Raw genomic sequence first — 25,846 nt, 5'->3', positions numbered from 1 at the left:
TAATATACATTTGACTTGTTTAAATTTTACAATCAAAAAAATAATACTTAAACCTTTAAATTACTATTATTATGAAAACTATTAAAATTTCTATTTTGGCTTTATCATTAGGATTAATGTCATTTAGCACAATTACAAAATCTGAAGTAAAAACGGTAACTACTATTACTACAAGCTCAGTATCTTGGAAAAGTGAACTGATTGACGTTCAAGAAATTCCACAAAACAAACCAAAATCGATTGATTTTGAATTCAAGAATACAGGAAAAACCGTTGTGATAATTACAGATGTTAAAGGATCATGTGGTTGTACAGCAACAAGTTATACAAAAACACCAATACAACCTGGAGCAACAGCAACGGTTACTGCAACATACAATGCTGCTAACAAAGGTGCTTTTTCAAAAACGGTTACTGTAACTACTAATACCGGCGAAACGCCTACAGTTCTTACCTTTAAAGGAACAGTTATTTAATATAAATTTTTGATTGAAAAAGGTCCAAATCAATTCAGATTTGGACCTTTTTTTTATAATCTTAAACTAGATGTTCGTCAGCGATTTTTAAAGCTTCTGAAATAATGGCTAAACCTTCGTCGATTTGGGTTTCGTTGATCATCATTGGCGGAGCAATAAAAATATAGCCCCAACGTACAAAAGTGTACAATCCGAGTTCACGAACTTTAGCAGCAATGAGATTGGTTATTTTCAAATCGTCACCGCTTGCATTGTAAGGAGCAATAAGTTCTCCCGTAGTTTTATTTTTTAAAATATCCAAACAGCCCAAAAGTCCAGTGTTTCTAAATTGACCCATACTTGGATGCTGACTTCTCATAGCTTCAATTTTTGATTCCAGATACGCACTCATTTTTCGAGCATTTGCTATCAAATTATCACTTTCGTATATGTTGATAACTGCTAGTGCTGCTGCCATTGAAACAGGATGAGCGTTGTAAGTTAGTCCAATCATCATTGGTGTGCTTTCAAATTTAGAAGCGATTTTGTCAGAAACCATTAAGCAACCTAATGGTAAATAAGAGGACGTCAAGCCTTTTGCCATACAAACCATATCTGGAATGATGTCGTGGTTTTCGAACCCAAACCATTTTCCGGTTCGCCCAAATCCGCTCATCACTTCGTCTGCAATAAACAGAATTCCGTATTTTTCGCAAAGTGCTTTTATACCTTTTAAATAGTCTTTTGGATAATGCAAACAGCCAGAAGAACCACTTTCGCCTTCAAAAATAAAAGCTGCAATATTCGTTTTTCCTTCAAAGTGAATGACTCTTTCTACATATTCTAAACTCAAATTTAACTTTGTGACATCGTCTAAATGGTTCATTCCAAAAAAATTGTATGGATCATCAAGTAGCACTGTGTTGGTCATTTGTTGGGAATCGTTTGCCAGTTTTCTGGGATCACCACCAACGGACATTCCACCGATAGAACCGCCATGGAAAGCACGATATCTACCAATAATTTTATGTCTTCCCGAATATAATCGTGCTAATTTTATGGCGTTGTCTACAGATGATGTACCACATAAAGTAAAAAAAGCTTTGTTTAAGTCGCCCGGACAAATTTCGGCTAATTTTTTAGCTAATTTTGCTCGGATTTCGGTGGTGCAAGTTGGGGTTACAAAACTTACTTTTTGCATTTGTTCTACCACAGCATCAGTAACACGTTGGTCTCCGTGACCAATATTTACGGACATTAAACCTGAAGAAAAATCGATGATTCGTTTTCCGCCAACTTCGTATAAATAGACACCTTCGGCTCTTTCTATTGCGATTGGGTTCATGGTAGCTTGTGCTGACCAGGAAAATAAACTAAATTCTTTGCTGTCGCTTATTATTTGCTCTTTGCTTAACATTATTAATTATAGGTTTTAAATTTATTATACAGTAAGGTCATAGGTGTAAAGGTGTTCGTCTCTGACAAATCCCATTTTATGATACAATCCTTGCGCTATAGTATTGTTTTTTGCGGTTCTCAAACGAATTAAATTAGAACCTAACTCTTTTGAAAGTTCCACAGTTTGAAGAATTAATTGTTCTCCTGTTCCTTTTTTTCGAATGGTGGAATCAACAAATAAATCATTTAGAATCAATATTTTGTTTAAAGCCAATGAAGAAAAAGTGACATAAACTAAGGTAAAACCAATCGCTTTTTCTGGTTTTTCGTCGTCAAAAGCCATGAAAACTGTAGCTTCGTTATTTTCTATTCGTTCCTTTAAATAGGCTTTGTGTTTCTCATGATTAGAAGGTCGTTTGTAAAACACAACATACTGATCAAACAAGGTTGTTAATTGATCTAAATCTTTGAGAGTAGCTTTTCGTATCATAATTATAATAATTTAGACATTAATACTTCGTCAATAAATTGATTTTTACTTTTTAAATAAGTGTAATTTTTCATAACGCCTTCTTTGGTAAAACCTGCTTTTTCATAGAGTCGAATGGCTTTTATATTTGAACTGGCAACACTAAGTTCAATTCTTAAAACTCCAGTTTTAGAACAAAAATCAATAATTTCAAGCATCATTTTCTTTCCAAATCCTTTTCCTGAATGATTAGGATGAATGGCAACTCCACCTACATATAGTAAATGTTCGTTTCTATGTTTTTGTCTAATGAGTTTACACATTCCAACGGGTACTGAATTCTCTTTATAAAGATACAAAACTTCTTGTTGGAGTAAATCATCAAAAATGATTCTGAAAGTTTCTTCATCCATCATTTCATAAAGCAAATACGGATTTACTTCCGGATTCATATACAACTTATAAATAATATCAAAATCTACAGCTGAAACTTTTTCTAACATTTAAAATCAATTAAAAATTACGAATTAAAAATTAAAAATTATTTAAAAAAATACTATTTCAACTCCCAATCATAAATGTGAAGCTTTTACTTTTTCTAGCTTAAATCTAAAATCTGCAATCTGAATTAACTCATCCAGTTTGTTCCTGCTTCAGGATTCCATTTGGTGGTTGTTTTCTTTTCTTTGGTAAAAAATAATAATGAACTTTTTCCTGTAATATCTCCAGAACCAAAACGAGATTCGTTCCATCCACCAAAACCAAAAGGTTCTCTTGGAACTGGAACACCAATGTTTACCCCACACATTCCAGCCGAAGCATTTTCGGTAACATAAGTAGCTAAACCACCACTTTGTGTAAATACAGAACAGGCATTTCCATATGGATTAGCATTTTCGATAGCCAGTGCTTCATCAATAGTTTTGACACGAACAATAGTTAAAACAGGTCCAAAAATTTCTTCTTTTGCCACTTTCATATCAGCAGTTGCATAATCTATTATGGTTGGACCAACATAGAATCCGTTTTCTTTTCCGGGAACTATAGTGTTGCGACCGTCAAGAATTATTTTTGCTCCTTGCTGTTCTGCTTCGGTTATATAGCTTTCGATTCTATCTTTGGCAGCTTTTGAAATTACAGAACCTAAAGTTGTTCCACATTGAATTTTATTGGCATCGCCAATTAATTTATCCAAAATCACATCGCAATTTCCAACTACTAATAATGTTGCAGCCGCCATACAACGTTGTCCTGCACAACCGCTCATCGAAGCTACAATGTTTGACGAAGCCATATCTGGATGCGCATCGGGTAGTAAAATAATATGATTTTTTGCACCACCAAGAGCGAGTACTTGTTTGAGATTGTTACTTCCTCTTTGATAGACAATTTTCGCCACTTTAGTCGAACCTACAAATGTGATGGCTTTAATTCCTGGATGATCACATAGGTTTTCAACAGTTGATTGTGTGCCATTTATGATATTAAAAAGTCCGTCAGGAAGTCCAGCTTCTTTCAATAATTTAGCAATGTATTGACTGCTAATTGGCACAGATTCAGATGGTTTTAAAACCATTGCGTTTCCAAGAGCAATTGCGTTTACAATTGTCCAATGTGGAACCATACTCGGAAAATTAAACGGAACTATTGAAGCTACAACTCCAAGAGGTAATCGAGTAGAGGAACAATAAACTCCTTTACTTACCTCCATGTTTTCGCCATTTACAAATTGCGGAAGCGAACAAGCAAACTCAGTTAATTCAATTGCTTTGTCAATTTCGGCTTTTGCCTCACTATGAATTTTTCCGTTTTCACGGTAAATAATTTCAGTGAGCTCAACACTATTTTTTTCTAATAATTGTTTGTATTTATAAAAAACTTGAACCCGTTCTTTTAAGGTAACTTTTTGCCAAGCCTTTTGTGCTTTTTGTGCATGTTCAATGATTTCATTCAAATCTTCCATGGTAGATTCATTGAAAGTTGACAGCTTACTTCCATCCAAAGGAGAAATAATAGTTTGAATTTCTGTGGAACTTCCTGATTTAAACGCTCCGTTTATAAAGTTTTTTACTTCGTTAAATAACATAATTTAGGTTTTTTTATTTTTCAAATATACACATATTTGTAAAATTACAATAATATTTTTTGTGAGTATTAAAAATATTGTTAGATTTACAAAATATTGATAGCTATGTTAACTTATTTACAAGTTTGATTATTAGTTGTTAATATATATAAGTAGCATAAAGTTTAAAATTAACCAATTTAAATTAATTAACAATTATTATTTATTAACCAAAAAACCAAAAAATCAATGAAATCAATTTCAACAATTACTGGAGTCGCCTTATTATTTCTGGCAGGGCTCTGTTATTTTATCAATTGGCATGCTTTAGTTCCTGCATTTACTGTTTTAGGCGTAGCTATTATGACCAGAAAAGCACTCGAACCTTTAATAATAGGTTGCGCAGTAGGGTTTGCATTATTAGCTTCAAAGGGTGGATCTAAAGAATGGTTTCCTGATGGCGAAGGCATGATTTTTCCTTTAAACATGTTTGATGGTTTGTTTTCATCTATTGCGAGAGATGCACATGATGGAGGATTAATTTGGGTAATATTAGTGTGTATATTGTACGGTGCTTTTGTCCAAATGGTAGTTGCATCTGGTGGAATTAAAGCAGTAGGTAAATATTCTGAGAATCATGTAAAAACAAAAAAACAATCGTTGTTGATGACTTATTGGTTGAGTTTTTTCTTTTTCTTGGATGATTATTTCAGTGCTTTATCAGTAGGAAATACAATGCGACCTATTACAGATAAATTTGGAGTTTCTAGAGCAAAATTAGCATTGGTATTAAGTTTTGTTTGTGTTCCATTGACAATTATTTTTCCTATTTCTACATGGACAATTTTTTACGGAACTCAATTAACTGCCATCGAAGGCGGTGTTCTTGATGCTGCAGGACAGGCAATTACAAGTCCTATTGAAGCCTTTTTGCATACAATTCCGTATAATTTTTCTGCTTGGGTTTCTTTGATTTTTGGAGCGTTAGTGGTTTATGAATTCATACCCGATTTTAAAGGTATAAAAGCAGCAGAAGCTGATGTTGTTATTGAAGAGAAAAAAGAAAAATTAAATAGAAAAGAGAAAAAAGAAGGAAAAGTAAGGTATTTTTTAATTCCGTTATTAATATTAATATGGTGTACAATTTTTCCTTATCCATGGGATTTTGATTATTGGGGAAGTGGTTTTGAATTTAATATCAATTATATCTTTGGAAGTATTGATGCACTTCGTGGAATTGCTACAGCATGTGTATTTGTTTATTTATATTTTCTTGTATTTAAAATTGTTGATTTCCATAAAATTTCTGACAATTTTGTGAAAGGTCTTGAAACTATAACATTTGTATTGGCCGTTTTAGGGTTCACTTATTTATTAAAAGATGTTCAAAATGCATTAGGATTTAATGAGTTTGTAGCATCACATTTGGAAGGAATTAGTTGGTTAAATAGTTCAACCTTACCCTTTATTGTTTTTGCATTGGTAGCTTGGATTTGTTGGGCAACAGGTTCTAACTGGGGAATTTATGCCATTCTAGTTCCTACAACAGCTATTTTGTCCACTCAAGTTAATGCAGATTTCTGGTTAACTCAAGGTGCATTAGCGTCAGGAACAGTTTGGGGTGCAGCGGCTTGTTTCTTCTCAGACAATAGAGTACTAACGGCTCAATCCTGTAAGGTTGATATGATGAAACATGGTATTTCACAATTTCCGTATCAATTGATAATTTTTGCTGTATCGTCTGTATTATATCTTTTGGCAGGATTTATATTATAGTTTAAATTATGATTAGAAGGGAAATTTTGAATAATGAATTTCTATTAAGAAATGCTACTCTTGAAGATGTTATTCAGATGGAGAACGTTCAAATTCAATGTTATCCTACTTTAAATAAGTTGGAAATAATGAATAAGAATCATTTTGAAAATCATATCAAAATTTTCCCTGAAGGTCAAATTGTAATAGAGTTAGAGGGAACTATTATTGGTTCAACCAGCACAATGAGAAGCCGTTTTCCATATGAAGAACACACTTTTATGGAAACTACAGATAATTTGTGGATAACAAACACTCATGAACCCAATGGAGATTGGATGTACGGAATTGATATGGGAATTTTACCTGAATATAGAGGTTTGGGTCTTTCAAGAGAACTGTATTTGGCGCGACAGGAAGTATGTTCAAAACTTAAATTAAAAGGTCAAGTAATTGCAGGAATGACCATTGGATATGGAAATGTTAAAGATAAAATGACCATTGAAGAATATTGTTATGCATTAGAAATTAAAAAATTTACTGACCCAACAGTTACACCACAAAGGAAAGCCGGTTTTAGATGGATCAAACCACTTTACAATCATATTAATGATCCTGGATCTGGTTATACTTGTATATTAATGTATTTTCCAGTGGATGAAAATTATAAAATTAAATTAGATTTTTAAAAAGAAGTTTCAAAATTGTGATATATAAAAAAGTTATATGTGATACATTTATAGTAAGAAATGCAACTTTAGATGACGCAACTGGAATGGAATACGTGCAAGCGCAATGTTTTCCGACCTTACACGAAACAGAATTGATGAATAGAGCCCATTTTGCAAATCATGTAAAAGTGTTTCCCGAAGGGCAATTAGTCGTCGAAAAAGACGGTTTGGTTATAGGTTCAGCTAGTACGTTTAGATGTGATTTTCCAGAGCACGAACACACGTTTTTAGAATCTTGCGACAATTTATGGATTACCAATGCGCACAAGCCAAATGGAGACTGGATGTACGGTTTCGATATGGGAGTTTTACCAGAATATAGAGGTTTAGGACTTTCTAAAGAGATGTATAAAGCAAGACACGAAATTTGTAAAAAATTAGGAATTAAAGCACAGATAATTGCTGGAATGACTATAGGTTATGGTGCTGTTAAAGACAAAATGACGATTCATGAATATTGTAAACGATTAGAAAAAAATGAATTTACAGACCCAACAATTACACCACAACTAAAAGCGGGTTTTCGATGGATTAAAGCAGTATATGATTATATAAATGACCCGGAATCGGGCAATGCAAGTATTTTAATGTACTATCCTGTAGATGAAAATTATTATATCTAAAGAACAAATTAATAAGTAGAATAAAAATTAAATTAAAAATAATGGGAACTCAAATTAAAAAAGTGTCAGAAATTCCTGGTCCAAAAAGCAAAGAAATATTAGCCCGAAGAGCAGCTTGTTTGCCAGCAGGTTTAGGGAAATCTACCGAAGTAGTCGTAGAAAAAGCTGAAGGTGCTTTAGTATGGGATGTTGACGGAAATCAATTAATAGATTTTGCTGGTGGAATCGGAATGGTGAATCTTGGACATAGACCAAAAGTTGTCGTTGACGCAATTAAAAATCAATTAGAAAAATACATTCATACTGGTGCATTAGTGACTACTTTCGAACCGTATTTGGATTTTGCTGAAATGCTAAACGGAATCACGCCTGGAGATTTTCCTAAAAAAACATTACTAGCTTGTTCCGGTTCCGAAGCGGTAGAAAACGCAATTTCGACAGCTAAATATTACACGAAACGTCCAGCAGTTATCTGTTTTGAAGGCGCATACCACGGGAGAACGATGCTTACATTGAGTTTAACCAGTAAATACGGTTTGTTCAAAAGAGGTTTTGGAACTTTTGCTCCCGATATTTATCGTTTTCTGTCTCCAAATTTATACAGAAAACCAGCAAACATGACTGATGACGAGTACATTGATTATTGTATCGAGCGTTTCGATCAAAATTTAATTTCACATGTTGATCCTTCTGCAGTTGCGGCAATTATCATTGAACCAGTGCAAGGTGAAGGTGGATTTATCCCTGTTCCAAAGCGTTTTTTAGAGAAAATCAGAAAAGTGTGTGACGAACACGGCATCGTTTTCATTGCAGATGAGGTGCAATCTGGCGCAGGACGAACAGGCAAATTCTTGGCTATTGAACACAGTGGTGTTATTCCAGATATTGTAACAATGGCAAAATCTATCGGTTCAGGAATGCCAATAAGTGCTACAACCGGTAGAGCCGAAATCATGGATGCACCACATTTAGGTGGAGTTGGAGGAACCTATTCTGGAAGTCCACTTGCGGTAGTTGCTGCTCACGAAACCGTAAAACAAATCAATACACCCGAATTTTTGGCTAAAGCTACTCACGTTGGGAATATTATTGTAAGTCGACTAACAACAATGAGTGAGAAATTTTCAATCATCGGGGATATTCGTGGATTAGGTGCAATGTTGGTTGTAGAATTTGTAAAAGACAGAACTACTAAAGAGCCAGATATGGATTTTGCTATGGCAGTAATCAAGAAATGCGTCTCTAATGGTTTGATTCTAATTCGTGCAGGTTTGTATACGAACTGTATTCGTTTCTTGCCACCAATTGTAATCACTGACGAACAATTGAATGAAGGATTAGACGTAATTGAACAAGCAATTGCCGCAGTTTTAGAAGAAAGAAAATAATTACATTGTTAGGTTAAAAACTTTTGCGTCGCTTCGCAAAGTCTCTGACTTTGAGGTCGTGTTAAACGGTCTCTGAACGCATAAATGATTAAAATAAAAATGATTTTCAAATTAATACACAACACCAACATCATAACTATGGACGAAGCTTTTCCAAAAGCTGACGCTATGGTACTAAATGATTTGGGTAAAATTGAAGCCATTGGAACCGAAAATAATTTGCGAAATCAATTCAAATTTTTTTCAAAAGAAATTGATTTTCAAGGAAAAACTATTGTGCCAGGATTAAACGATGCCCACATTCACGTCTGGAAAATAGGTCATTTACGAACCTACATGCTCGATGTTCGGGGTGTAAAATCAATAGTAGAATTCAAAGAAAAACTAAAAGATTTTGCCGCTAAAAATCCAACTTCCAATTGGATTCTAGCGCGCGGAATTAACGAAATGGTACTCGAAGAAAAACGATTACCAACCAAAGAAGATTTAGATGCAGTCATTACGGATAAACCAGTTTTTGTAATCAGAACTTGTGCTCACATTGGGATTGCAAATTCTAAAGCTATCGAAATTTCAGATGTAGATGAAAATACGGAAGTTCCTTTTGGTGGAGAAATTCGTAAAAATCAAGACGGAAGTTTACAAGGAATTTTTACCGAAAGAGCGTTGGGGTTGATAATGAATAACATTCCCGCTTTTACTTTTGACGAATACAAAAATATGATTCTCGAAGCGCATAATTATTTGTTAAGTCTAGGAATCACTAGTGCAACTGATCCTGCAGCGAACGAAAAATTATTAGCAGCTTACATCAAACTCGATAAAGAAGGATTGTTAAAGGTGCGAATGAATGTTTTTCCGCTTCGAATTCCAGACGGAAGCGATGAAATTCAGGTTTTACCAGAATTATACGAATCGGAATATTTACAAATAAAAACCGTGAAGTTCTTTTCGGATGGCGGTTTGAGTTCGGCAACAGCAGCTATCAATGTTCCTTACAAAAATACAGATGGCTACAAAGGTGTTTTGCGTTTGGATTACGATAAATTTTATGCAACTGCCAAAGAAGCTGTTGCCAAAGGATTTTCGGTGGCAACTCACGCTATTGGTCATCAAGCGGTCGATTTGACTTTGAAAGTGTATCGTGATTTATTCAAAATTAACCCAAATTTAAAACACAGAATAGAACACGTTGGGTTTTTATCCAATGAAAATATACAGGATTTTCAGACGATGAATATGACTGCAGCAATGCAACCGATTTTTATTTATGAATTGGCAAATAATTTCAAAAACACATTAACAGATGATTTGTTAGACGTGGTTTATCCTTGCAAAACCGTTTTGGATAACGGAATAAATTTGGCACTTTCAACCGATGGTCCAGTGGTCAAAGAAATAAATCCGTGGGTAAATATGGAAACTGCTGTAACACGAAAAGCAATTGATGGTTTTGTCATTGGCGAAAGCCAAAAAATCACTTTCGAACAAGCGTTGAAAGCATACACTGTTGGAAGTGCTATTGCCGATAATTTGGAAAATATAAAGGGAAGTCTTTCCAAAGGAAAATATGCCGATTTTATTGTTTTGGATAAAAACCCTTTTGAATTAAACGATGTTTCTTCCATAAAAACTTTAGAAACGTGGATAAACGGAGAATTAAAATATAAAAATTAAACCAATCCCTGTCAGGGTTTTAAACCCTGACAGGGTTAAGATATAAAAAATGAGCGCACTCGACGACGAATTAGATTATAAAATATTAAAACTGCTTCAAAAAGACGGGAGAATGTCGTTTACCGAAATTTCGAAAGAAATTAATGTAGCAGTGAGTACTATTCGGCACCGCTATATCAATCTAGTTGAAGACGGAACGCTAAAAATTATTGGCCGCGTTGACCCTAACAAAATTGGCTTCAATGCCTATGCGAGTATCTTGATTTCGGTCAAGCCAAAAACCCACATGAATTCCATTTTCGAAGAATTAAAAAAATTACCCGAGATAAGCTTTTTGGCTTTAGTTTCAGGAGATTTTGATGTCGAAGCCAATGTTATGTGTCGTGATATGGAACATCTCAATGAATTATTAAGCGATAAAATTCATGTTTTAGAAGGCGTTTTTGATACCAAAACCAATATGTATATGAAAATTTATAAATTTTCGCAACCCGATTTAGAATTAGCAAAATTATCAAGTAAATAAAATGAGCAATACAGATAAATTATACGAAAGAAGAAAAAAAAGTGTGCCCAACGCACTTGGAATTTTCAATCCTTCAAGCATACAATCTGCCAAAGGTGCAATAATTATTGATGCTGATGGAAGGGAATTAATCGATTTTGCAGGAGGAATTGGAGTAAATAATGCCGGACACGGAGTTCCAGAAATTATTGAAGCCATAAAAAACCAAGCTGATAAATTCATTCACGCTTCGTTTAATGTTTCAGTATATGAGCAATATTTGGATTTAACCGAAAAGTTATGCGAAATTTTTCCGCATGGCGAAGCTACAAAAGCCATGTTGACTTTATCAGGCGCAGAATCAGTAGAAAATGCTATCAAAATTGCAAGAGCAGTAACAGGAAAAGCTGGAATAATTTGTTACGATGGATCGTTTCACGGACGAACGATGATGGCAATGACATTGACTTCGAATGTAAAATATAAAGAAGGCGCTGGACCTTATGCACCGGAAGTTTACAGATTAGAATATCCGTATTACAAACCGAGCATGAGCGCTCGAATGACGCAAGATGAGTTTGATGATTTGATGATTATGAAGTTACACAAAACATTTTCATCCACCGTTTCGGTTACACAAACTGCGGCAATCATTTTAGAATTAGTGCAAGGCGAAGGCGGTTTTACAACAGCATCTAAAAAATACGTGCAGTATTTGCGTAAATTTTGTACCGAAAATAATATTTTCTTAATTTTTGATGAGGTGCAATCTGGTTTTGGTCGTACCGGAAAATGGGCAGCTTATGAGCATTACGGAGTGACTCCAGATTTGTCCACTTGGGCTAAATCTATGGGTGGCGGAATGCCAATTGGATGCGTAATTGGTAAAGCCGAAATTATGGATGCGATAAAACCAGGACTTATTGGCGGAACTTATTTGGGTGGACCATTGAGTTGTGTGGCTTCGTTAGCAAGCATTAATTATATGCAAAAAAACAATATCAATGCCGCCGGCGAAAAAGTGGGCAAGATAGTTGGTGAAAAGTTCAATCAATGGCAGGCTTTATTTCCAAAAAACATTACTGACGTTCGTGGACTTGGAGCAATGTTAGCCATCGAATTTTCAAACCCAACAACTGGAATGCCGGATGGAATTTCCACCAAAGCAATTGTAGATAAATGTTTGGCAAAAGGATTAATTGTCATCACTTCTGGAACTTATGGTAATTGTATTCGAATTCTTAGTCCATTATTTATCGAAGACGAAATTTTAGAAAAAGGCTTGGCTATTTTAGAAGAAACGATAAATGAAGTGATATCATAAGTCTATTGCCTCCATCTCTATATTAAATTGCCTCCAGCTTTAGCTGGAGGAAAATGTATGAATGTCAAATTGGCTTTAGCCAAAATAGTTTTGTTTTTTGGCTAAAGCCAATTACCACTATTTCTATTTTAGTTCTCCAGCTAAAGCTGGAGGCAATTGAAAAATTAATAAATAAATTTTCCCTTAAGAGGATAATAATATGAGAAAACAATATATAAACAGAGAATGGTGCGACGCGATTGATGGCGCAACTTGGGATTTACAAAGTCCTGCTACCGAAGAAATTTTAGACAAAGTTCCTTTCGGGAATGCTGATGATTGTAGAAATGCAATTGCTGCAGCCGATGCTTCTTTCAAAACTTGGAAAAATACAACACCTTATTTTAGAGCCGAAATTCTAAAAAAAGTTGCAAATTATATGCGTGCTAATGCTGAGGCTTTCGCCAAAGAAACGTCGCTGGAAACCGGAAAACCAATGCTCGAATCTCGTGGCGAATGGCAGGTTTCAGCCAACCTTTTTGAATGGTACGCCGAAGAAGGAAAACGCAGTTATGGTCGCGTGATTCCGTCAAGCAGAATCGACAAACGTTCGATGGTTATTTACCAACCGCTTGGCGTTGTTGGAGTAATTACCGCTTGGAATTTTCCAGCTTACAATCCTGCAAGAGCTGTCGCAGCTGCATTAGCTGCAGGTTGTACCGTCGTGATGAGAGGTTCAGAATTCACACCATTGTCTAGTTTTAATATGGCAAAAGTGCTGCACGAAGCTGGAATTCCAAATGGGGTTTTCAACTTAATAAACACAGAACCCATTTCTACGGGAATTGAAATGATTGAGAATCCATTATTAAATAAAATAAGTTTCACAGGAAGTACTCGTGTTGGAAAAATACTGATGGATGGCGCATCGAAAACATCGACAAAATTGTCGCTTGAACTGGGTGGAAACGCTCCAGTAATCATCGAAAGTGACGTAGATGTTGAAACGATTGCACACCAAGCCTTGGTCGCCAAATTGAGAAATTGTGGTCAGGTTTGTGTTGCTCCACAACGTTTTTATGTGCATACGGACATTTTTAATCAATTTGTGTCGGTCATAAAAGAAGACATTTCAAAACTGAAAACTGGAATTAATGGCGGCGAAATTGATTTTGTTGGACCATTAATTAATAAAACCCAGCAAAAACATTCCTTGGCAATGCTAGAAAAAGCAAAAAGTGAAGGAGCAACAATTCATATTGGTGGAGAAGCCTCGGAAAAAGGATTTTTCGTTCACCCAGCTTTGATTGAAGCCAGACAAAGTCAGGCTTTTATCAAAACCGAAATGTTTGGGCCTTTGATGATTGTGATTCCTTTCGAAACCCAGCAAGAAGTTATTGAATGGGCAAATGACACCGAATATGGATTGGCTTCTTATGTATTTACCAATCATATAAAAAAAGCAAATGTTTATGCTGAAAATCTAGAATTTGGAATGGTAGGCATCAACGAATGGGCAGCACACGGAACGGAATTACCTTTCGTGGGAATAAAAAGCAGTGGCATTGGTCACGAATCGGGTTCCGAAGGATTGAAAGAATATTTGGAAATGAAATTAATCAGTTACGGGAATATGTCGTAAGATTTAAAGATTGAAAAATTTAAAGATTAAAAGATCCGATTTTCATCCGTGTTTTTGCGAAGCAAATTCGTTTAATCTGCGTACCAAAAGAATTAAATTATGAAAAAAGAAATTTTAGGCAAATACATTTTGCAAACCGCAACACCAGAATATGCAAAACAAGAAGCCGAGCTTCAAAAAATTGTGTTTCCAACTTTGTCAGAGGAAGAATTAATGACCGAAGCGCAGTATAAAAGACATATCGAAATTTTTCCAGAAGGGCAAATGATTGTTTTAGATGGCGACAGAGTTATTGCGGCAACTACGACTTTGATGCAAAATTACCACAAAGGCCACCATACTTTCTTGGAGATTTCGGACAATTTATGGTTGGGAACGCACGATCCTAAAGCAGAATGGTTGTATGGTTTAGACGTTTCGGTTCATCCTGATTATCAAGGAAAAGGCATTGGAAGAGAAATTTACAATGCGCGTCAAGAAGTGGCTAGAGAACTAGGTTGTAAAGGACAAATGACGGCTGGAATGCCAATAGGTTTTGATAAAGTAAAAGATCAAATGACCATTGCTGAATATTGTGATAAATTGATAAAAGGCAAAATTATTGATCCAACGGTTACGGCTCAAACCAAATGTGGATTCATTTTGGTAGAACCATTATTCGACTATTTAGACGATCCTCGTAGCGGAAACTGTTCTGTGTTAATGTATTGGCCTTTGGATTCAAAAACTAAATTGAAAGCACACCATTAATTAATTTACTAGATTTATTATTTTCAGATGCAAAAAGAGCTGTTATTTAAGGATTTAAAAATTGTTGAACTTGCCGGAGTTTTGGCTGGTCCAGCTGTTGGAATGTTTTTTGCAGAACTTGGTGCAAACGTTCTAAAAGTAGAAAACCCAACTAATAATGGCGATGTAACAAGAAGTTGGCGTTTGGAGTCAGAAATCGAAAATGAGCAATCTGCCTATTACAGTAGTGTAAATTATAATAAAACAATTCTTTGGGCAGATTTAAAAAAGGCAGATGATTTTGAAATAGTTATGAATCAAATTGAATCGGCTGATGTTGTGATTTCTAATTTCAAACCTTCATCAGCAAAAATATTAGGATTGGATGCTGTTGCTTTACGCAAGAAATTTCCAAAACTAATTTACGCACAAATTAGTGGTTACGGTATTGATGATGAAACTCCAGCATTTGATGTCGTGCTTCAAGCGGAAACCGGATTTATGAATATCAATGGAGAAGCTGGAGGAGCTCCTTTAAAAATGCCAATCGCAATGATAGATGTACTAGCTGCACACCAATTAAAAGAGGCAATATTAATCGCTTTATTGCAATATTCTAAAACAGGAATAGGATCAACGGTTCATGTTTCACTTTATAATGCGGCGCTTTCTTCATTGGTAAACCAAGCGACAAACTATTTGATGTGTGGTGAAATTCCCCAAAAAATGGGAAGTTTGCATCCCAATATTGCTCCTTATGGAGAAACATTTTATACCCAAGAAGGCAAAGCAATTGTGCTTGCTGTTGGGAATGACAAGCAATTCGCATCGCTTTGTAAATGCCTAGATTTAAAAGATATTGAAGATTTAAATTTGTTTAAAACCAATGCTTTGCGCGTTCAAAACCGAATAGTATTAGGAAAAATATTGGCAGATGCATTTTTAAAAGTAGAAAGTTCAATGCTTTTAAATGAATTGAAAAAGAATAATGTTCCGTGTGGAGAAATTCGTTCCATGGACGAAGTTTTGAATAATAAAACTGCACAAAAATTGATTTTATCAGAAACGTTGAAAGAGGGTCAAATTACAAAAAGAATGGCAACGGCAGTTTTCGATATTTATTAAAATAGTTTAGATGATACAGGATAATAATTTTTTAATGGATTCTGGTTTTGAAATTTCTTTAAGAGAAATTCAAGAACATGATTTAGCACAATTTAAAAAAATGTTGTTGAATTTTTATGAAGAAATTGGCCATAGTTTTAGCGAAGATAATTTAGACACAATAATCAATGATTTTTTAGCCAAAGGAATTATTATTGTATCCATAGAATCTAATTCGAATGCAATAGTTGGATTTATTTGTGCAGTTGAATCGAGTGCTTTGTATGCAAGAGGAAGTTTTGGAGTTATAAACGAACTATATATTATTCCGGAGTTTCGTTCCAAAAAAATTGGACAAAAATTAATAAATTTCTTGATAGAAATTGGTAAAATAAAAAATTGGTCCAGAATAGAATTAGATACTCCCGAAGTAGAAAAATCAATGAAAACGATTCATTTCTATAAAAAGGAAGGATTTGAAACTATTGGCTTTAGAATGAAAAAATATATAATTTAAAGTTTTATAAATTATAAAAACAGAATAATTCAAATATTATAAAATTAGAATTTTTAATAAAAATGATATTCAAATCAATAAATCCATTTACGCAAACAGTCATTGAAGAACACGAAGTTTTGACCAATGCACAATTGAATCACAAACTGCAATTAGCGGAAAGTGCTTTCAAAAATTGGCGTACAACTACTTTTCAAGAAAGAGCGGATAAAATGCAAAAATTCGCGAATATTCTTCGTGCTAATAAACACGAATTAGGATTACTCATTACAAACGAAATGGGAAAAATCCTCGCAGAAGGAATTGCCGAAGTAGAAAAATCAGCTGGAAATTGTGATTTTTATGCCGAGAATGCGGAGAAAATGTTAAAGGATGAATTGTACGATACGCCGTTTAAAAGTATGTCGGTTTACGATCCGTCAGGTGCTGTTTTTGCGATTATGCCTTGGAATTATCCCTTTTGGCAAGTCTTGCGTTATGCTGCGCCAGCGATTATGGCTGGAAATGTTACGCTTTTGAAACACGCTCCAAATGTTATTGGCTGTGCCAAAGCTATCGAAAATGCTTTTCTTGAAGCGGGTTTTCCAGAAGGTGTTTTTCAACAAATAATGATTGATATTCCACAAGTTGAAAGTGTCATTGCTGCCGATATTGTTTCGGGAATTACTTTGACTGGAAGCGAAATGGCAGGTTCATCTGTGGCGTCTTTGGCTGGAAAACACATCAAAAAATCGGTTTTAGAATTAGGCGGATCAGATGCTTTTATTGTTTTGAATGATGCCAATTTAGAGAAAGCCGCTACTGTAGCGACACAATCCAGAATGCTCAACGCTGGTCAGGCTTGTATTTGCGCCAAACGTTTTATTGTTACCGAAAAAGTGGCTGATGAATTTGCCCATTTGTTTGTAACAAAAGTTAGTGCCTTACAGCAAGGAAATCCACTCCAGAATGGAATAAATATGGGACCATTGGCTCGAATAGATTTGGCTGAAAAGCTAAGTTATCAATTAAAACATTCCTTACAACAAGGAGCGAAAATTTTAGTTGGTGGAGAACGGGAACATTGCAATTTTCAACCCACATTAATTGATTTTGTTGATGTGAATAATATTGCTTTTCAAGAGGAAACTTTTGGACCACTAGCAACTATAATTAGGGCCAAAGATGAAAATGACGCCATTGCCATTGCTAATAATCACAGGTATGGTTTGGCTTCGGCGATTTGGACAGAAGACAGAGAGCGAGCATATAAACTCGCGAGAAAAATAGAAGCAGGAAATGTTTTTGTAAATTCTTTGGTGCGTTCTGATTCCCGAATTCCTTTTGGAGGAACAAAAAAATCAGGCTACGGAAGAGAGCTTTCCGAGATTGGAATTAAAGAATTTATGAATATGAAATCAGTGATTATTGAGTAATCTATTAGATTAAAATATAACAAGTCAACATCTTATGAGAAAACCAAAATCAACCGTGCTTAAAAATTTATTATTAAATTTTAAAATAGCCCAATTTTCTAATGAAAATCCAGAAATTGAGGTAGAAAAAATCATTGAATTTAAGAACGCCGATGCGGTAACCAGAAGAAAATTTGTAGGTGATGTTGCAAAATTTAGTTTGCTGACTGGAATTATTGGAACTTCAATGATAAGTTGCAAGAAGGAAATTACTCCTGAAAAAATTATTATTTCGGATGAAGGAGTTCATCCTGTAAATAATAAAAAAGTGGTGATTGTTGGCGCAGGAATGGCAGGATTAAACGCGGCTTACCAACTTAAAAAAGTAGGAATTCAAGCGGCAGTTTATGAAGGCAGTCATCGTTTGGGCGGACGCATTTTAACCCATTATAACGACGCATTGCAAATGGGAATTCATCCTGAATTTGGTGGGGATTTCATCGATTCTAATCATGAAGACATGCTAGCTTTGGCAAAAGAATTTAACTTGGAGTTAATAGATATGTATGCTGAATCGAAGGCAGCAAATTTGCGTCATGAAACCTTTTTCTTTGATGGAAGACATATTTCTGAACAAGAAATTATTAAAGAATTTAAGAAAATTGCACCGCGTATTCTAAAAGATGCCGAAAGTTTAGGAGAAGAATATGATACGCCAGCGGCATTGGTTTTGGATAAAATGACTTTGAAGGATTACATCAAATCATTGGCTTGCACCCAATGGATGAAAGACATTTTGACGGCTGCTTATTTGGCTGAATTTGGTTTAGACACATCGGAGCAATCAGCGATAAACATGCTGGATATGCTTGATTCAGACACTTCCGAAGGGTTTAAAGTTTTTGGTGTTAGTGATGAAAAGTATAGAATCAAAGAAGGGAATTCTAAATTAATCGAAAATTTAGCGGCTAAATTATCCGAGCCAGTGAACATGAAATCAATGCTTACTGCAATAACAAAAAAGGCCGGTAAATACGTTTTATCCTTCAAAGATAAACCTGATGTTCAAGCAGAATATGTGATTATTACTATTCCGTTTACGATGCTTCGGGATGTGAAAATTGATTTACCTGATTTAACACCCGAAAAAATAAATTCGATTCAGGAATTGGGTTATGGACAAAACAATAAGTTATTTATTGGTTATGAAAACAGACCTTGGCGTGAAGGGAAAAATAAGTTTTATGGCTATTTATTTCATAAGGATATTCATGATGGTTGGGATTCCAGCAGTATAAAAAGTATCGAAAGTAAGAAAGGTGTTTATTGCTGTTTCTTTGGAGGTGATGAATCTATAAGGTTGTCAAAAGTAGCGATAAACAATCCTTATGCTCCAGCATCGCACATTTGGAAAACCGATTTACCTCAAAACGAAATTGATAAATATGTAGGCGCAATGGAACAGATTTTCCCAGGTTCAAAAAAGGCGTATGCAAACAAACATGCTTTTGCTTCTTGGACAACGTATCCTTTTGTAAAAGCCAGTTACACCTGTCCAAAACCCGGTCAATGGAATACCGCATTGCTGTATACAAGCGAACCTATAGGTGATGTTTACTTTGCTGGTGAACATTGCAGTGTAGATTATCAAGGCTTTATGAATGGTGCAGCCGAAACAGGAAGAATTGCTGCGGAGCAAATAATTGCTAAAGTGAATAAGAAAAAGTAAATACAATAATAATTAAATATAAATCAAAACCAATTAAAAACCAAAAACAAAAATGAACATGAAAAAAGTAACAATTATTTTAGCTTTATTGCTATCAAGTACAGTAACATTTGCACAAGATGCAGTCAAAGATTCAACTGCAGTTGAAGAAGCAGAACCAAAATTCACAGCTGCAGTCGATGTAGTTTATCCGTATTTATGGAGAGGTGTTCGATATTATGGAGATGATATCGCGATTCAACCTTATGTTGGATATGCATTTACGGACAAATTATCAGTTGAACTTTGGGCTACGACTAATATAACTAGTAAAGCCGATTCTTATTTTGAATTTGATTGGAGTATTTCGTATCAAATTTCACCGGTTATGAGTATCACATTGGCGGATTATTACTGGCCAGCCACTAAAAAAAATGTAGATTGGGAGAAAAGCAGTTATTTTGATTATTCCGATGGTTCAGCCAAAACTTTGGACCTTTCCTTGTTATTTGACTTCTCTGAAAAAGGAGTACCAATCGATTTTACATGGAGTACTTTTATAGGTGGTGGTGATTACAAAGATGATGCTGATGGTGGAAGATCTAGAGCCTATTCTAGTTATGCCGAAGTTGGCTATACTCATACTTTCGAAAGTGCTGGAATCGATGTACGTCCGTTTGCAGGTGCAGCAGTTTTAAACGAAGGTGGTTATTATGGAACCGATGCCAATGGAAATGCAGGATTTACATTTACGAATGTTGGAGTTAATTTTTCTAAAGAGTTTAAAGTTTCTGAAAATTATAGTTTGCCCGTTTTTGTTGGATATTCACACAACGATTATGGAGTTGCAAAAGAAACTAAAACAATTAGAAATTTCTTTTCTTGTGGTGTAACTTTCAATATCAGATAATATTTTATTCAGTATTTGTAGAAATTTTCGATCAATAAAAATATGTTAAATCATTATAAATCAATAATTTATTTGAATATTTAAATTATTGATTTGAATATTTAAATTATTGATTTGTTTTACTAAAAATGAATAAATTAAACTTTTATAGGGAGTTACATTATCTAAATTTAATTAGATTTAAAAATAGACTAAAGTCAACTCCCTTTCAATAATTCAAATATATACAATGGAAAAAAACACAATTATGAAAAAAGCATCAATTTTATTTTACTTATTTCTTTCTTTACTTGTTTCTTGTTCAAAAGAAGAAATAGAAATAGAAAACACTGAAGCCTTTGAATCAGAAATAATTACTAATAATAAAATTAAAAAAAATTCAAGCTTTTTAAATTCTGTCAGCTATCAAAAAATTAATGCTATAAATAAATCAACAAATGAAATTGGCATTTTTTATTTTGAAAACAAACAATCTTCAGTTTTTAAGGTAACTTCTACAAGAGGTTTGTGGTATAGCGGAGGAGATTGTGCAACATGGGGTACTATTTATACTGATGATGTTTCAGGGGTTTCAATTTTTGAACCAGCAAGTCCTTCAACACAATTACTAATGAATGTTTGTGGTTTAAGTAATTTGAGTAGAATTAAATCTTAAATAATGAAAAATAGTATTATATATTTAATTTTAATTATTCTTTTTTGTGTCGGATGTGCCAAAAGACAATATCATTTAAAAAAAAATGAAATATTCTTATCAAACGCTATTTCCCTAGATGCTTACCAAAGTAATTTTGAAAAAAATAATGTAAAATCAGTCATGAATTCTAATAAATTTAATAAGATGAATATTATTCTAGATGGAAAAGTATATGAAAGCACTTTGTTTAAATCTATTATGGATACAATTAAAGGAAGTTACGGTTTTGAAATAGATAATAATAAGAAAATTCTGATTATAAATAGAATACAAAAGAAATAATTTATTAATTGTATAAATGCAGTTTATAGCAAAGTAAAAAACTGCTTTTACAATTAATAAATTATTTCAATTAAGACGAACGATACGCAATGGGATGGTTTTGCTTTTTATTTGGTCCTAAAAACAGTCGTGCATAAATTCGTAATACTGATATTTCTATAAACAAGAAACTAATTGCAGTGATTGTTATTAAAACATATTCGTTTTTATCAATATGACTAAACATTAAGTCAACACCTATAAATGTTGGTGTAAATGGCAATCCAACAAAAGCCAAACACGATATTAAAAACCAAAACCCATACTTTGGATGATCGTGATTATAACCATAAAAATCATTCAAATCAATGTTTTTTTCAATTGCTTTTAGTTTGTACAAACTATAGAATCCGCCACAAGCTGCAATCAATAATCCACTGATGTAAATCAAAATTTCAACATATTCATATTCATCATTTAAAAAAGCAATCGACAATAAAATATAAAACTGACTAGCAATAATCATAAACCAAACTTTGATGGCATCGGTTCTTTTTGCGAACGATTTTAAAATTAGCAACATTCCAATAAAAGCAAAGAAAATATGCAACATTTGGTCTAATTCTTTAGCAAGTATATCTTGATTTAGAAATAAGTAAATACCAATTGCATATATAATTATCAATGAAGTCAGAACGGTTTTATGGCTTAAAAAATTTAGTTTTCTTCCAATCCATTTAAATGGTGACCATAAAATTTTAAATTGAAAAGCATCCAAATTCCACTCTTTTAAACTCAAAACATAAATACTATTAGTGATTTTATTGATAAAAGAATCATTCGCACCATATCGTTTTGGAATATAACTAAAAAATTGGTCGTGAATTAAATACCCTAAAACAGATGGTGAAACTAATAGTTGATAGGTTCTTAAAAAGGCATTTCCTGTAAAATGAACTAAGACTAAAGTATGCCAACCCATTGCTAGTTCAAAGAACATAATTCCGATTTGTGCTATAGAGCCATAAGCAATTTGAGTTTTAACAGACGATTGCACTCTTGCAATTAATGTAGCAACAATAGCAGTTACAATTCCGACAACAATAACTAAAAGTTTTATACTAAAAATAGTTTCCCAATACGGATACGTTCGCATCAAAAGAAAAACGCCAATATGAGCAGAGAGTGATCCATAAAAAATGGCACTCGAAGTTGTTGGTCCTTCCATAGCTCTTGTTAACCAGGAAGAAAATGGAAATTGAGCCGATTTTATTGCAGCTGCAATTACAATCATTAATACAATAAATGAAGCATAATAGCGATGCTCATCGATATGAGACATTACTAAATCTAAATCGTTTAGCTTAATAAAAGTGATGTTTTCGTGCCATAAATGATGACTCATCCATAAAGACAACATCAAACAAACGTCGCTTAAACGGTATAAAGAAATTGTTTTCAATCCGTTTTTAACAGGTAAATATCTATCGCGATAAAAGATAATCAATAAAAAAGAAGTGATTCCTAAAAATTCCCATCCAATAAATAATGTTTCAAAATTTCCTGAAAAAATAATCAACGAATAGGCAAAGAAAAACAATAACAACGTACTGAAAAATCGTTTAAAACCGCTATCTCTATGCAAATAAAACCGACTAAAAATAGCAACTAAAAAAGTGATTAACGATCCTACTAAAGCAAAAACTGCCGTGATTTTATCGAAATACAAATCGATGAAAATTTCAACATTATCTTCTTTGTAAAAGGTAAAGTGTTTGATATCTAAAATAGGTGAACCGTTTGCAATCCAATTCATAATAAATAAAATCAATCCAAATAATTGCAATCCAACTGAACCTATGGCAATAGTTGCAATAGCATTCTCCTCTTTTTGTCGAAAAAACAACGTTACTATAAATCCCAATAAAGGTATAAGTGAAAATAATTGTAGTAATTGCTCCATTAGTTTTCGTTATAAAAATAAATTGGTAAATTTTCTTGAGTTGCGTGTGTGATGTGATTGGTTTCCATTTCCTTAGCATCTTCCAATAAAGAATGAACATCTTTAAAGAAATGAATTTTATTGGTCATGGGTTTATACGTTTCAAATTGACCTTCTTTGAAATAAAATACTTCATCTGTTTCGGGATTAATTACTGATAAATGTACCCATTCATTGATAAACCATTCATACATTTCTGGAACCGATTGTATCACTTTTAAAACCACTTCAGGAAAGTGTTCCACAATTATCATCAATCGAACTGGATCGTGAACTTCGATCATTTGCCAAGGTAATCCTGGGCGTAAATCGCCGTCGCTACTATTGGCAACACCAAAAAGTCCCATTACATTATGTGGCAATTTGGTTCCGGCACCTAACTTATAATTGTCAACTCTTGAGAAGTAATATTCTAGATTTATTCCGCCACAAACTGGACCGAGAGGTTTCATAATTCCAGTTAAAAATGTACCGTCTAAATCGGTTTTATAATCATACGAATTTAAAAATGCTCTTCGATCAAGGAAAATTCCTTTGGTTAAATTTCGTTTTCCAACAATACAAAGTGTATTGGTTCCGTGACCTAATTCTGGACGCGGTTCAAACAACGAAACCGAACGTTCTTTAATGGCTTTACGCACTTTTTTGATGTTGTTTTTGGTATCAATGGAAGCAAAACGACGCGAACGTTCTTTGGCATTTAAGTCTAAAGCATCTTCAAAAGTGTGAAAGTTTTTTATATGACTTTCAGTATTTGTTACATTCAAAGTGGCTATATCATAAAACTCAATTTCATCAGCAGCAGTATCGTGCAAAGCTCCTATAAATTGAGTTGTTGTTGGAATAACAATTCCTTTATCGTTCAACACTTCTCTCACTTTTGGATTGTTTGCCATTAATGCAAAAACTCTAGCGTTAACTGAACCTGGACGACCGCTACACGCTCCGCAATCGTGAGCTCCATGATGCGGATTATTTGCGCTACTACTGCCGTGAGCCACAACATAAACAATTGGAGCAAAATTTTTAGTAAGTGCAATTCCGTTTAATAAACTGGCAACTCGTGTCGCCATTTCATCAACAGTGAAACCAATTTGAAGATTGTTTTCGATGTCGTTAATGTTTTTATTTTCAACAGTTAGCTTTCCTTCAGCGTTCATGTGAAGAAATGCATTTGATATTGCTGGACTTTCTTGCGGTGCAACCAAATTCTTAACCAATCTATAAGCAGACCAAAACCCAAAAACAAACGTACTTAAAAAACCCGTTGTTAATAAGTGCGTTTTATTGGTATATAGTAAATCGTGTTCTCGTTTTTGAGTAACATCAAATTCTTTGATAAGGTATTTTGGTGTAACTGGAGCTGGACATAATTTATCGTAAAACTTAGCACCAAACGCTTGAAAGTAAAACTCAACAGTAAAAAAACCGGGCGTTCCAAATGTTTCTGAATTGGTATCAATACTTTCTACATGTCGACGAATACTGTCTTCTCTCTCGTCGATGCAAAATAAAGCTTGAAATGATTTTGGAGATGTTGTAACAAACTCTTTTGCTTTTTTGGATTTGCTCAATTGCTGTATTCCAGCCAAAACTTCATCGTAATAACTCCACTCGAAAGCATCTTGCCAGATTTTCATCACATCATGATACTCGGTATTTTCGATTTCTTCAAATAAATCAATTGGATTTTGAGAAGTGATTTCAGCAATAGGTTTCCAATTATTTCCTAGTTGATGATCCAAATTGTCAATCTCTAATAACAATTCAAAAAGAATTAAATCATGCAAAGAAATTTGTTTCGGACTCAAAAGTGTTTCAGGTTGTGCTTCAACCGAAGCTACTAAACCACTCCAACCGCGATGACTAAATTGCTGGTCGAAAAGATATTGTTCGTAATATGCTTCGTTTCCAACTACTATTTTCAACAAACTTTCAATTGAAGTAGTTTCATTAAAAAGTAAATCTTTGGCTCGTTTTGTTTTAAAAAAACTAGCGAAACTTGTTTTTTCCAACTCTTTAATAGCTTCTAAAAAACCTTTGTTTCCAATAGGAAAATCCCAAATAGAAATTCCTTGATCGAGATAACTACATAAAAATCGGAAAAGAAAAGGCTGCACTAAATTATCTAAATCGATGTGATAATTTTGCTTCCAATTGTTACGAAGTTTACCAATTCGATGGTCGATGTGATCATTGTATTCTTTAGAAAGCAAATTGGTTTTCCATACTTCAATGGTGTCGTTTGGTTTTCTATTGGTGATACTTTTTTCAACAATTTCAGTACGAATACGACCTATTTCATACAACTTTCTATAATCAGAAAGTGGCATTGTGGCTTGATGTCCAAAAATTTTGGAGGATTTAAAAATAGCATCATAAAATTTCATGTATTGAAATGCGTGCAACGAATTGTGATGAATAAAATCTTTCAACGGAGTTTGTGTTGGAAGATAATGCTTCAATTCGTGCAAAATATGCTTTACATCAAAACGTGTTGTACTCATACTTTT

23 protein-coding genes are annotated in these 25,846 nt (G+C 33.9%); 17 read left to right on the top strand and 6 right to left on the bottom strand.

From position 1 onward, the window contains the following. Positions 1 to 71: 71 nt before the first annotated feature. Positions 72 to 476 (top strand): DUF1573 domain-containing protein, encoded by a 405-nt coding sequence (locus RMO53_RS10125; RefSeq protein WP_310380221.1) that lies wholly within the window; start codon positions 72 to 74, stop codon positions 474 to 476. Positions 477 to 537: 61 nt separating this feature from the next. Here the strand turns inward: RMO53_RS10125 and RMO53_RS10120 are convergent, their stop codons facing one another. From RMO53_RS10120 to RMO53_RS10105, 4 genes are all read right to left on the bottom strand, one after another. Beyond that, a complete protein-coding gene (locus RMO53_RS10120) occupies positions 538 to 1,872 on the bottom strand; it encodes an aminotransferase class III-fold pyridoxal phosphate-dependent enzyme (protein WP_310380220.1) in 1,335 nt (444 codons plus the stop codon). A 24-nt stretch (positions 1,873 to 1,896) separates the two neighbouring features. After that, positions 1,897 to 2,343, bottom strand: a complete 447-nt coding sequence (locus tag RMO53_RS10115; protein ID WP_310380218.1) for a GNAT family N-acetyltransferase — start codon at positions 2,341 to 2,343, stop codon at positions 1,897 to 1,899. A 2-nt stretch (positions 2,344 to 2,345) separates the two neighbouring features. Beyond that, positions 2,346 to 2,825 carry a GNAT family protein gene (locus tag RMO53_RS10110; RefSeq protein WP_310380216.1) on the bottom strand — a complete coding sequence of 160 codons (480 nt, stop codon included), beginning with the start codon at positions 2,823 to 2,825 and terminating at the stop codon, positions 2,346 to 2,348. Between the two features lie 125 nt (positions 2,826 to 2,950). Then, a complete protein-coding gene (locus tag RMO53_RS10105; protein ID WP_310380213.1) occupies positions 2,951 to 4,408 on the bottom strand; it encodes a CoA-acylating methylmalonate-semialdehyde dehydrogenase in 1,458 nt (485 codons plus the stop codon). Positions 4,409 to 4,636: 228 nt separating this feature from the next. Between RMO53_RS10105 and RMO53_RS10100 the strand changes: the two genes are divergently transcribed. From RMO53_RS10100 to RMO53_RS10025, 16 genes are all read left to right on the top strand, one after another. After that, positions 4,637 to 6,163: a Na+/H+ antiporter NhaC family protein gene (locus RMO53_RS10100; RefSeq protein WP_310380211.1), complete on the top strand. Its 1,527-nt coding sequence runs from the start codon at positions 4,637 to 4,639 to the stop codon at positions 6,161 to 6,163. Between the two features lie 8 nt (positions 6,164 to 6,171). Beyond that, a complete protein-coding gene (locus tag RMO53_RS10095) occupies positions 6,172 to 6,831 on the top strand; it encodes a GNAT family N-acetyltransferase (RefSeq protein WP_310380210.1) in 660 nt (219 codons plus the stop codon). Between the two features lie 17 nt (positions 6,832 to 6,848). Further along, entirely contained in the window at positions 6,849 to 7,496 is a 648-nt protein-coding gene (locus tag RMO53_RS10090; protein WP_310380209.1) for a GNAT family N-acetyltransferase, read from the top strand. 41 nt (positions 7,497 to 7,537) lie between these two features. Continuing rightward, on the top strand, positions 7,538 to 8,884 hold the full coding sequence (locus RMO53_RS10085) for an aspartate aminotransferase family protein (RefSeq protein ID WP_310380208.1): 1,347 nt from the start codon (positions 7,538 to 7,540) through the stop codon (positions 8,882 to 8,884). Between the two features lie 99 nt (positions 8,885 to 8,983). Next, positions 8,984 to 10,561 (top strand): amidohydrolase, encoded by a 1,578-nt coding sequence (locus RMO53_RS10080; RefSeq protein ID WP_310380206.1) that lies wholly within the window; start codon positions 8,984 to 8,986, stop codon positions 10,559 to 10,561. Between the two features lie 49 nt (positions 10,562 to 10,610). After that, a complete protein-coding gene (locus RMO53_RS10075) occupies positions 10,611 to 11,087 on the top strand; it encodes an Lrp/AsnC family transcriptional regulator (protein ID WP_310380203.1) in 477 nt (158 codons plus the stop codon). 1 nt (position 11,088) lies between these two features. Beyond that, positions 11,089 to 12,390, top strand: a complete 1,302-nt coding sequence (locus RMO53_RS10070) for an aminotransferase class III-fold pyridoxal phosphate-dependent enzyme (protein WP_310380202.1) — start codon at positions 11,089 to 11,091, stop codon at positions 12,388 to 12,390. Positions 12,391 to 12,589: 199 nt separating this feature from the next. Then, positions 12,590 to 14,011, top strand: a complete 1,422-nt coding sequence (locus RMO53_RS10065) for an aldehyde dehydrogenase family protein (protein ID WP_310380201.1) — start codon at positions 12,590 to 12,592, stop codon at positions 14,009 to 14,011. A 99-nt stretch (positions 14,012 to 14,110) separates the two neighbouring features. Further along, the gene (locus tag RMO53_RS10060; RefSeq protein WP_310380200.1) at positions 14,111 to 14,761 is read left to right on the top strand and encodes a GNAT family N-acetyltransferase; all 651 of its coding nucleotides are present in this window, start codon (positions 14,111 to 14,113) and stop codon (positions 14,759 to 14,761) included. A gap of 27 nt (positions 14,762 to 14,788) precedes the next feature. Then, positions 14,789 to 15,865, top strand: a complete 1,077-nt coding sequence (locus RMO53_RS10055) for a CaiB/BaiF CoA-transferase family protein (protein WP_310380196.1) — start codon at positions 14,789 to 14,791, stop codon at positions 15,863 to 15,865. A 10-nt stretch (positions 15,866 to 15,875) separates the two neighbouring features. After that, the gene (locus RMO53_RS10050; RefSeq protein ID WP_310380194.1) at positions 15,876 to 16,361 is read left to right on the top strand and encodes a GNAT family N-acetyltransferase; all 486 of its coding nucleotides are present in this window, start codon (positions 15,876 to 15,878) and stop codon (positions 16,359 to 16,361) included. 62 nt (positions 16,362 to 16,423) lie between these two features. Then, positions 16,424 to 17,776 carry an NAD-dependent succinate-semialdehyde dehydrogenase gene (locus RMO53_RS10045; RefSeq protein WP_310380192.1) on the top strand — a complete coding sequence of 451 codons (1,353 nt, stop codon included), beginning with the start codon at positions 16,424 to 16,426 and terminating at the stop codon, positions 17,774 to 17,776. Positions 17,777 to 17,810: 34 nt separating this feature from the next. Further along, positions 17,811 to 19,484: an NAD(P)/FAD-dependent oxidoreductase gene (locus RMO53_RS10040; RefSeq protein WP_310380190.1), complete on the top strand. Its 1,674-nt coding sequence runs from the start codon at positions 17,811 to 17,813 to the stop codon at positions 19,482 to 19,484. A 58-nt stretch (positions 19,485 to 19,542) separates the two neighbouring features. Continuing rightward, positions 19,543 to 20,373 (top strand): hypothetical protein, encoded by an 831-nt coding sequence (locus RMO53_RS10035; protein WP_310380188.1) that lies wholly within the window; start codon positions 19,543 to 19,545, stop codon positions 20,371 to 20,373. A 229-nt stretch (positions 20,374 to 20,602) separates the two neighbouring features. After that, the gene (locus tag RMO53_RS10030) at positions 20,603 to 21,028 is read left to right on the top strand and encodes a hypothetical protein (protein ID WP_310380186.1); all 426 of its coding nucleotides are present in this window, start codon (positions 20,603 to 20,605) and stop codon (positions 21,026 to 21,028) included. A gap of 3 nt (positions 21,029 to 21,031) precedes the next feature. Then, entirely contained in the window at positions 21,032 to 21,352 is a 321-nt protein-coding gene (locus RMO53_RS10025) for a hypothetical protein (RefSeq protein ID WP_310380185.1), read from the top strand. A 70-nt stretch (positions 21,353 to 21,422) separates the two neighbouring features. Here RMO53_RS10025 and RMO53_RS10020 read toward each other — a convergent pair whose 3' ends face one another. Next, complete coding sequence (locus tag RMO53_RS10020; RefSeq protein WP_310380183.1) at positions 21,423 to 23,294, bottom strand: proton-conducting transporter membrane subunit; 1,872 nt, start codon at positions 23,292 to 23,294, stop codon at positions 21,423 to 21,425. Beyond that, entirely contained in the window at positions 23,294 to 25,840 is a 2,547-nt protein-coding gene (locus RMO53_RS10015) for a DUF2309 domain-containing protein (RefSeq protein ID WP_310380181.1), read from the bottom strand. The genes RMO53_RS10020 and RMO53_RS10015 overlap by 1 nt, the downstream gene beginning before the upstream one ends. Between the last annotated feature and the right edge of the window lie 6 nt (positions 25,841 to 25,846).

Source organism: Flavobacterium sp. (assembly GCF_031409475.1).
GTDB lineage: Bacteria > Bacteroidota > Bacteroidia > Flavobacteriales > Flavobacteriaceae > Flavobacterium.
This window is presented reverse-complemented; position numbering and strand designations above follow the sequence as displayed.

What these genes read in the sequence shown, in the direction of transcription:
- RMO53_RS10125 (WP_310380221.1), top strand. Translation starts at nt 72, where the DNA reads ATGAAAACTATTAAAATTTCTATTTTGGCTTTATCATTAGGATTAATG.
- RMO53_RS10120 (WP_310380220.1), bottom strand. Translation starts at nt 1,872, where the DNA reads ATGTTAAGCAAAGAGCAAATAATAAGCGACAGCAAAGAATTTAGTTTA.
- RMO53_RS10115 (WP_310380218.1), bottom strand. Translation starts at nt 2,343, where the DNA reads ATGATACGAAAAGCTACTCTCAAAGATTTAGATCAATTAACAACCTTG.
- RMO53_RS10110 (WP_310380216.1), bottom strand. Translation starts at nt 2,825, where the DNA reads ATGTTAGAAAAAGTTTCAGCTGTAGATTTTGATATTATTTATAAGTTG.
- RMO53_RS10105 (WP_310380213.1), bottom strand. Translation starts at nt 4,408, where the DNA reads ATGTTATTTAACGAAGTAAAAAACTTTATAAACGGAGCGTTTAAATCA.
- RMO53_RS10100 (WP_310380211.1), top strand. Translation starts at nt 4,637, where the DNA reads ATGAAATCAATTTCAACAATTACTGGAGTCGCCTTATTATTTCTGGCA.
- RMO53_RS10095 (WP_310380210.1), top strand. Translation starts at nt 6,172, where the DNA reads ATGATTAGAAGGGAAATTTTGAATAATGAATTTCTATTAAGAAATGCT.
- RMO53_RS10085 (WP_310380208.1), top strand. Translation starts at nt 7,538, where the DNA reads ATGGGAACTCAAATTAAAAAAGTGTCAGAAATTCCTGGTCCAAAAAGC.
- RMO53_RS10080 (WP_310380206.1), top strand. Translation starts at nt 8,984, where the DNA reads ATGATTTTCAAATTAATACACAACACCAACATCATAACTATGGACGAA.
- RMO53_RS10075 (WP_310380203.1), top strand. Translation starts at nt 10,611, where the DNA reads ATGAGCGCACTCGACGACGAATTAGATTATAAAATATTAAAACTGCTT.
- RMO53_RS10070 (WP_310380202.1), top strand. Translation starts at nt 11,089, where the DNA reads ATGAGCAATACAGATAAATTATACGAAAGAAGAAAAAAAAGTGTGCCC.
- RMO53_RS10065 (WP_310380201.1), top strand. Translation starts at nt 12,590, where the DNA reads ATGAGAAAACAATATATAAACAGAGAATGGTGCGACGCGATTGATGGC.
- RMO53_RS10060 (WP_310380200.1), top strand. Translation starts at nt 14,111, where the DNA reads ATGAAAAAAGAAATTTTAGGCAAATACATTTTGCAAACCGCAACACCA.
- RMO53_RS10055 (WP_310380196.1), top strand. Translation starts at nt 14,789, where the DNA reads ATGCAAAAAGAGCTGTTATTTAAGGATTTAAAAATTGTTGAACTTGCC.
- RMO53_RS10050 (WP_310380194.1), top strand. Translation starts at nt 15,876, where the DNA reads ATGATACAGGATAATAATTTTTTAATGGATTCTGGTTTTGAAATTTCT.
- RMO53_RS10045 (WP_310380192.1), top strand. Translation starts at nt 16,424, where the DNA reads ATGATATTCAAATCAATAAATCCATTTACGCAAACAGTCATTGAAGAA.
- RMO53_RS10040 (WP_310380190.1), top strand. Translation starts at nt 17,811, where the DNA reads ATGAGAAAACCAAAATCAACCGTGCTTAAAAATTTATTATTAAATTTT.
- RMO53_RS10035 (WP_310380188.1), top strand. Translation starts at nt 19,543, where the DNA reads ATGAAAAAAGTAACAATTATTTTAGCTTTATTGCTATCAAGTACAGTA.
- RMO53_RS10030 (WP_310380186.1), top strand. Translation starts at nt 20,603, where the DNA reads ATGGAAAAAAACACAATTATGAAAAAAGCATCAATTTTATTTTACTTA.
- RMO53_RS10025 (WP_310380185.1), top strand. Translation starts at nt 21,032, where the DNA reads ATGAAAAATAGTATTATATATTTAATTTTAATTATTCTTTTTTGTGTC.
- RMO53_RS10020 (WP_310380183.1), bottom strand. Translation starts at nt 23,294, where the DNA reads ATGGAGCAATTACTACAATTATTTTCACTTATACCTTTATTGGGATTT.
- RMO53_RS10015 (WP_310380181.1), bottom strand. Translation starts at nt 25,840, where the DNA reads ATGAGTACAACACGTTTTGATGTAAAGCATATTTTGCACGAATTGAAG.